Source organism: Wolbachia endosymbiont of Drosophila bicornuta, assembly GCF_028982105.1.
In the GTDB taxonomy this organism is placed as follows: Bacteria; Pseudomonadota; Alphaproteobacteria; order Rickettsiales; family Anaplasmataceae; genus Wolbachia; species Wolbachia pipientis.
Genome location: NZ_JAPQLF010000067.1, coordinates 1 through 7,319 on the forward strand (window position 1 = coordinate 1; position 7,319 = coordinate 7,319).

Here is a 7,319-nt window from a genome sequence, read left to right on the forward strand (position 1 = left end):
GGGTTGGTGCAGAAATTTTGTATCTGCCGCCTTATTCTCCAGATTTCAACAAAATTGAGCATCATTGGTTTGCTATAAAAAACAGAGCCAGGAAAGACATTCCTCTATTCGAATCCTTTCGTCGTGCTGTTGATTCTGCCTTCCTATGACCTGTTCGGACTATTATGAGAAATGCTATATTAACTATTTTACACATAAAAAGGTTAATATTGAATTAATAGAATACTTCTGAAGTCAAATTTTACTGAAAATTATGGTATTTAAGATATAATTGTCAGCATGAAATAAAAACATAAATAAAATGGATCTTGTAACAAAAGTGAAGCTCAAGATAAAGATGAATAAGGGTAAAATCATAAATATACTTATCATTTGTGGTGTAATTTTTTTCATATACCTTATTCATGAGCCAGTTGTAGATATGGTAGAAAAAATTATAAGTAAAATAAAAGGTCTCTTTTAAAAATAGAAAAAGTGAACTTTTTCCATCATCCAAACTTGAACCTGGAAAATTTAGTTAATGCATAAACTACTTATGTTGGCTATGAGTTCAACTGTATAAAATTCCGGTAAATTAAAATAAGTATTCATAAAAATATTGTTTTCTATAAACAGAGTATCTACAATGCTAGCTTTTGGGTAAAGTATTGCAGAGGAATTTTTTAATCTGGTTGTTGGCGTCACTGTTTTATGCATACCAATATATATTACGCGTAATTCCAAATATTATAATTCCTGAATTTGTAGTAAGGTTTAATATAGGAACAACAGAAATAGGACAATTTTGTGGACTGTATTATGTAGGTTATGTGTTAGCACATATTCCTGTAGGTATTCTTTTAGATAGATTTGGTTCTAAAGTTGTTATACCGATTTGTATTGCATTAACATCTTTAGGTGCTTTACCTTTAGTCAGTTCTAATGATTGGAGTTATTCTATTATTGGAAGAATAATTACTGGTATTGGATCCTCTGCTTCAGTACTTGGACTCTTTAAAATAATAAGAATCTATTACCATAGAGAAAAATTTGCCATGATGTTCAGCATATCGGTTATTATTGGCATTTCAGGTGGTGTATTTGCCACCAAACCATTACATGTCTTACTTGATAAGTTTGGGTGGGATTATTTATTTACTGTGTGTATAATGCTTGGATTATTGCTTGCTTTAACTACCTTTATATCTATACCTAAAGTTGGCACCTCAGACGAAGAATTAAATATTAAAAATTTAAGCAAAGTTATATTTAATAAAGATATTTTATTGATAGGTTTGTTTGGCGGTTTTATGGTTGGACCATTAGAAGGCTTTGCAGATGCGTGGTCCGCAACATTCTTGCATGAGATGTACGCTATAGATAGACACATTGCATATAGCATTTCAAAATGGATACTAATAGGCTTTGGCTTTGGGCATTTATTACTTCCTTACATATTAGCAAAAAATCCAACCAAGCACTATGAAATAATAATTTCTTGTGCTATGGCCATGATAATTGTGTTCTTATTACTTTTTATATGCAATATTAGTGAACTCCTGGCATGTATATTACTATTCATTATTGGTCTTGCTTCTGCATACCAAATTGTTTTTACTGCTAAAGTTGTAAGTTGTGTAAAAAACGAAGCAGTAGCAAGTGCAGGATCTGTAGGTAATTCCATAGTTATGAGTTTTGGTTATTTTTTTCACGTCATTATTGCAAATATAATGAATTTTTATTGGAACGGTGAAATTATCGATGGAAAGCCATTTTATGGAACTGATGTAATGGTTAAGTCTATGTTAATAATACCTATATGCCTACTAATAGGAATGATAGGCTTTTGGTTACTTAAAGTTATAAGCTGTAAAAAGAGCTAAGCAGATTTAGATGATTAATATAGTATTGTTTTTTATAACTAAAGTATCTATAATCCTAAATTTTAGCTGAGATTCATGTTGCAGAGGAATTTTTTAATCTGGTTGTTGACGTCACTGTTTTATGCATACCAATATATATTACGCGTAATTCCAAACATAATTGCGCCTGAATTAATAACAAAATTTAACATAAGTATTGCAGATGTTGGCCAGTTTGGTGGGTTATACTATGTAGGCTATACGCTAGCTCATATACCTATTGGTCTTTTCCTTGATAGATTTGGACCAAAGTTTGTTTTACCTCCTTGTACCGTTTTGACATTTACCGGAACACTACCGCTTATATGCTTTGATGAGTGGAGTTATTCAATAATTGGAAGAATAATTGTGGGAATTGGGTCATCCGCTTCGGCAATTGGAATCTTCAAAGTTGCAAGCATGTATTTTGCGCAAGAAAAATCAGCAAGAATGGCCAGCTTATCTATAATTATAGGAATTTTGGGAGGGATATGTGGCGGGTTACCTTTAGACTTCTTACTCGATAAATTTGGCCGGAATTATGTTATCTATACATTCTCAGCATTTGGGTGTTTACTTGCTCTGTTGCTGTTCTTAGTAACGCCTGAAAGCAATGCTCAACAGGAAAAAGTTAGCATTAGAGACTTAAAAAACATACTTTTCAACAAGCATATTATTCTAATTAGCTTTTTTGGTGGACTCATGGTCGGTCCAATGCAAGGTTTTGCCGATGGTTGGGTGAAAGCATTCTTTTTTGAAGTATATAAAATGAATGAAGACTTGGCATCTTCTCTCTCTTCCGTAATATTGATAGGAATGTTAACAGGATCATTCTCTTTGGCTTATTTATTGGAAAAATATAAAAATAAGCATTATGAAGTAATAATTGCATGCTCATTTGCAATGATCGCTAGTTTTCTTTTGCTTTTTACTCAGATTGGTGGCTTGTATGTTGTATTACCTACGCTTTTTATTATTGGCTTCACATCTGGATATCAGGTGGTTACCATTTACAAAGCGATAAGTTATGTAAATAATAACTTAGTAGGCCTGGCTACAGCTGTGTCAAACATGATAGTTATGGTTTTTGGCTATTTTTTTCACACTGGGATCGCAAAAATAGTAGATTTGTGTTGGGATAGAACAATAATACAAGGAAATCCTGTGTATGGTGCTGAATTGCTGATAAAAGCAACATCAGTTATTCCTGTATGTTTGCTGGTGGCTGTTTTTGGGCTCTTATGGTTAAAAAATAAAGATTTTAGAGAAGTTGATTGTAATAAGTAGATAATTTATCGAAGGCTCGTATGATAAAATCGTTAGATGTACTAATTTAAGGCTCTTGTTATTATGAAATATAATACTTTATTTTACTTTGATATTTTTGTTTTAATTGTAATATGGTTTTATTAGGTGGTAGGTATGTCGAAAAGTAATTTTTTTGTATGGCTGACAGTATCTCTTTTCTATGCATACCAGTATGTGTTACGTGTCATGCCAAACATAATTGCGCCTGTATTAATAACAAAATTTAATATAAGCATTGCAGATTTAGGGCAATTTAATGGTCTCTACTATGTGGGATTTACACTAGTTCATATCCCTGTTGGTCTTTGTTTTGATAGATTCGGTCCAAAAGTTGTTTTGCCTATTTGTGCTGTCTTGGTATCTATTGGAACATTACCTCTTGTGTGCTTTGATGAGTGGTATTATTCAGTATTAGGTAGAATAATTGTTGGGATTGGCTCGTCTGCGTCAGTAATAGGAGTATTTAAAGTTGCCAGTATGTATTTTCCGCGAGAAAAATCAGCAAAAATGGCAAGCATATCTGTTATTATAGGGCTATTAGGGGCAATATATGGTGGTCTACCAATAGAACTTTTGCTTGATGAGTTTGGTTGGAATTACGTAATTTATATTCTTTCAGGGTTTGGTTTCTTACTCGCTTTATCTTTATTTTTAGTTATTCCTTACAATGCTTACGACTTTCGAAAAGAAAAAATTAGCATGAAGGATCTAAAAACTGTGCTTTTCAATAAATATATCATTCTAATTAGTTTTTTTGGTGGCTTAATGGTAGGTCCACTAGAAGGTTTTGCTGATGCTTGGACAAAAGCTTTTTTATGTGAGGTATATCAAATGGCCGGTGATCTAGCGTCTTCGATTTCTTCTGTTATATATGTAGGATTTGCAGCTGGATTGCTCTCTTTTGCTCACATATTAGAAAAATATCCAAATAGACATTATGAAGTTATTATTGTCTGTTCCTTTGCAATGATTGCTAGTTTCCTTTTACTTTTTACACAGGCTGGCGGATTGTATATTGTATTGCCTGCACTTCTTGTTATAGGTTTCGCTTCTGGATATCAAATAGTAACACTGTACAAAGCATTAAGTTATGTAAATAATAACTTAATAGGATTAACTACAGCTGTGTCAAATATGATAGTCATGGTTTTTGGCTATTTTTTTCACACTGGGATCGCAAAAATAATAGATTTGTGCTGGGATAGGACAGTGATACAAGGAAATCCTGTGTATAGTGCTGAATTGCTGATAAAAGCAACATCTATTATTCCTGTATGTTTGCTGATAGCTGTTTTTGGGCTCTTATGGTTAAAAAAGCAGGATAAGCAGTCTTAAAATTGCTTGTGCATCTTAAAATTAAAGCGAGGTTTGATCTATGATGAGTGTTTTAAAAAAAATCTGTGGCTCTAAAAATAGTTTAAAGTCTTTGGATAATGAGGTTTATCAGTCTATAGAAAAAGAATTACAACGCCAAAAATCACAATTGCAATTAATTGCATCAGAAAATTTTGCAAGCAAAGCGGTAATGGAGGCACAAGGCTCTTTTCTGACTAATAAATACGCAGAAGGTTATCCAGGTAAAAGATATTACTGTGGTTGTGAGCATGTGGACAAAATTGAAAGTCTGGCTATAGAGAGACTTTGTAAGTTGTTTGGTGTAAAATTTGCAAACGTTCAACCTCACTCTGGTTCTCAGGCGAATCAAGCAGTGTTTGCTTCACTACTTGCTCCAGGTGATACGATACTTGGATTGTCACTGAATTGCGGTGGGCATCTAACTCATGGTGCGGCACCAAGCCTTTCTGGTAAATGGCTTAAGTCAATTCAATATACAGTGAATAAAGACACTTACTTGCTGGATATGGATGAGATAGAAAAGCTGGTGCTGGAGCATAAACCAAAATTGATCATAGCTGGTGCTTCTGCTTATCCAAGAAAAATGGACTTCAAACGCTTTCGCGAAATTGCAGATAAAGTTGGTGCTTATTTGCTTGCAGACATTGCTCACTATGCAGGGCTTATTGCAGCGGGCGAATATCCATCCCCTGCTGAATATGCACATGTTATGACTTCCACAACTCACAAAACTTTGCGTGGTCCTCGTGGTGGAATAGTGATGACCAATGATGAAGCATTACACAAAAAAATTCAATCTGCAGTTTTTCCAGGATTGCAGGGCGGGCCACTTATGCATGTGATAGCTGCAAAAGCTGTTGCATTTAAAGAAGCGTTAGCGCCAGAGTTTAAAACTTATAGCAAGAAAGTCGTGGAAAATGCGAAAGTACTAGCTCAAGAATTGCAAAAGCATGGACTCGACATTATAACCGGTGGCACTGACTCTCATATAGTGCTAGTTGACTTAAGATCGCAGAAATTAACTGGAAAAGACGTTGTAGATAGCCTTGAGAGAGCCGGTATTACCTGCAATAAAAACTCTGTACCATTTGACACAGAAAAGCCAACCATCACCTCAGGGCTCCGTTTTGGCACCGCTGCTGAGACAACACGCGGGCTTGAGGCAGAAAATTTTAAAGAAATAGCCGGCCTAATAAATGAAGTGGTTCAGGGATTAATCAGCGAAAATAGCTCAGATGTTGAAAAAGCAGTAAAAACTAAAGTTGAAAGGATTTGTAGTAATTTTCCTATTTATTAATTTATGTGGAAGTAGCCCGCAGAAACGAAAAACTTGCTTGACAAACTCCGCCAGCGCCCTTATCATCAAACTGGAGCTATTTATTTATCTTCGCAATCTGCAGATTAAAACGACAAAGGGAATTTTGTATTTGGCGTAAATCATGCTTAATTTTTTGCACTATGTGCACCTCATGTCTTTATAAAACTTCTGGGTTTCTACCTATACAAGCCGAAACGCGCTTATAAAGCGTTTAAGACATCAAAAGACGTCAAATAGAACAAGGGAGAATTTGAATACTAGCTACCCTAGGTTTTCTTTGCCTTTTTTTCTGCTTAGTAAATTTCTTAAACATTTAAACTAAGGTGAGTTGCACTTAAAAGCAGCTAAACTGCAGTGTTTAAGACTTAAAAAACGCCAATACTGAAAATAAACAATGACTGGGGCTTCTTTTGCCTTTTTTTTCGTTTGGTAAATTTCTTAATGTTTGTAGCTAACATGAACAAACATTTGAGAGTAACTTCTGCTAGTAGGGTGTCATCCCAGTGCTTGACACTGCTCTCCTTTGTCATCCCAGTGCCCAGACACTTGGATCCAGGAATTTTATTAAGTTGGTAAGCATAAAAGTAGCCGTTTTATGTTAAAATACAACATTTTAATGATTATGAAAAGGCTGGATTCCAGCGTCACGCGCTGGAATGACATTGTAGGGTGTTATCCGAGTCCTTTTTCCGTCATCAGAGGACCATATGACGTCATCCAAGTAGCGTGACTACTTGGATCTAAGCTGTATTACCAAGTCCAATTAAGTGCAGCATCATCACTTGTTGGAGGCTCAAAATACGGTTGTGACATTTCCTCTTGCACAGCTCTTTTAAATTCTGGACTTTGTATGCTTATCTTTGTTACATGCTCTTGTAAGGCTTTCTCAGCAGCTATTTCAGCAGCTATTGGACTTTTACCATCTGCTACTGTCTCCCCTGTCTCTCCTTGTGGGCCTTGAGCTCCATCTTTACCATCTGCTCCTTTAGGACCAGTGGCTCCTGTCTCCCCTTTTAGCCCTTTACCTCCTAAGAACACCTTTGCTGTTTGATCATTTTTGTCACCATACGCTGTGTCAGTAGCATCAAGAAATCCTCCTAATTTATCCACTAAAATTGATTTGTCGCCGTCTTTTGCATCAAATATAGCATTCACGACATCTTTCGCTGCAGCTTTTGTTTTAAGCTCTGTAGCTTTAACAAAAGCAGTCTCTGCAGCAGTTTTAGTGTAAACTTCATCGGCTGGAGCAGCTTTAATATATACCTTATTTGTAAAATCAGGAGAAGCAGTTATAGCATCCACAACAGGCTGTTTTACTACTTCTGTTTTTAGCGTATCTGTAAGTCCTAAAGTTTTAACAAATGCATCATCAACACCTTTTTTGGTATAGATATAGCTCTTTTTACAATAATCCGAACAGATCATAATATGCTACTGCTCTACCATAGCCATAAGCA

Annotated in this window: 8 protein-coding genes; 7 read left to right on the plus strand and 1 reads right to left on the minus strand. The window is 35.2% G+C overall.

What is annotated here, in order from left to right; translation table 11 throughout:
• The 7 genes from OZD68_RS01575 to OZD68_RS01605 all read left to right on the plus strand — a co-directional run.
• Window positions 1-149, plus strand: a 149-nt coding sequence (locus tag OZD68_RS01575; RefSeq protein WP_275008740.1) for a transposase, incomplete at its 5' end; no start/stop codon positions are given.
• A gap of 188 nt (window positions 150-337) precedes the next feature.
• Window positions 338-463 (plus strand): hypothetical protein, encoded by a 126-nt coding sequence (locus OZD68_RS01580; RefSeq protein WP_274999414.1) that lies wholly within the window; start codon window positions 338-340, stop codon window positions 461-463.
• 184 nt (window positions 464-647) lie between these two features.
• Window positions 648-1,862: an MFS transporter gene (locus OZD68_RS01585; RefSeq protein ID WP_182309678.1), complete on the plus strand. Its 1,215-nt coding sequence runs from the start codon at window positions 648-650 to the stop codon at window positions 1,860-1,862.
• A 75-nt stretch (window positions 1,863-1,937) separates the two neighbouring features.
• On the plus strand, window positions 1,938-3,167 hold the full coding sequence (locus OZD68_RS01590; RefSeq protein ID WP_182309677.1) for an MFS transporter: 1,230 nt from the start codon (window positions 1,938-1,940) through the stop codon (window positions 3,165-3,167).
• A gap of 135 nt (window positions 3,168-3,302) precedes the next feature.
• Entirely contained in the window at window positions 3,303-4,523 is a 1,221-nt protein-coding gene (locus OZD68_RS01595) for an MFS transporter (RefSeq protein WP_182309676.1), read from the plus strand.
• Between the two features lie 40 nt (window positions 4,524-4,563).
• The gene (gene glyA, locus OZD68_RS01600) at window positions 4,564-5,841 is read left to right on the plus strand and encodes a serine hydroxymethyltransferase (protein ID WP_182309675.1); all 1,278 of its coding nucleotides are present in this window, start codon (window positions 4,564-4,566) and stop codon (window positions 5,839-5,841) included.
• Between the two features lie 462 nt (window positions 5,842-6,303).
• A complete protein-coding gene (locus OZD68_RS01605; protein WP_275008828.1) occupies window positions 6,304-6,438 on the plus strand; it encodes a hypothetical protein in 135 nt (44 codons plus the stop codon).
• Window positions 6,439-6,612: 174 nt separating this feature from the next.
• On the opposite strand, the gene OZD68_RS01610 is transcribed toward OZD68_RS01605, so the two are convergent.
• The gene (locus tag OZD68_RS01610; RefSeq protein ID WP_182309674.1) at window positions 6,613-7,287 is read right to left on the minus strand and encodes a collagen-like triple helix repeat-containing protein; all 675 of its coding nucleotides are present in this window, start codon (window positions 7,285-7,287) and stop codon (window positions 6,613-6,615) included.
• Window positions 7,288-7,319: the final 32 nt, after the last annotated feature.

Bases quoted from the DNA above. Each gene is read 5' to 3' on its own strand.
- OZD68_RS01580 (WP_274999414.1), top strand. From the start codon at position 338: ATGAATAAGGGTAAAATCATAAATATACTTATCATTTGTGGTGTAATT.
- OZD68_RS01590 (WP_182309677.1), top strand. From the start codon at position 1,938: ATGTTGCAGAGGAATTTTTTAATCTGGTTGTTGACGTCACTGTTTTAT.
- OZD68_RS01595 (WP_182309676.1), top strand. From the start codon at position 3,303: ATGTCGAAAAGTAATTTTTTTGTATGGCTGACAGTATCTCTTTTCTAT.
- glyA (WP_182309675.1), top strand. From the start codon at position 4,564: ATGATGAGTGTTTTAAAAAAAATCTGTGGCTCTAAAAATAGTTTAAAG.
- OZD68_RS01605 (WP_275008828.1), top strand. From the start codon at position 6,304: ATGTTTGTAGCTAACATGAACAAACATTTGAGAGTAACTTCTGCTAGT.
- OZD68_RS01610 (WP_182309674.1), bottom strand. From the start codon at position 7,287: ATGATCTGTTCGGATTATTGTAAAAAGAGCTATATCTATACCAAAAAA.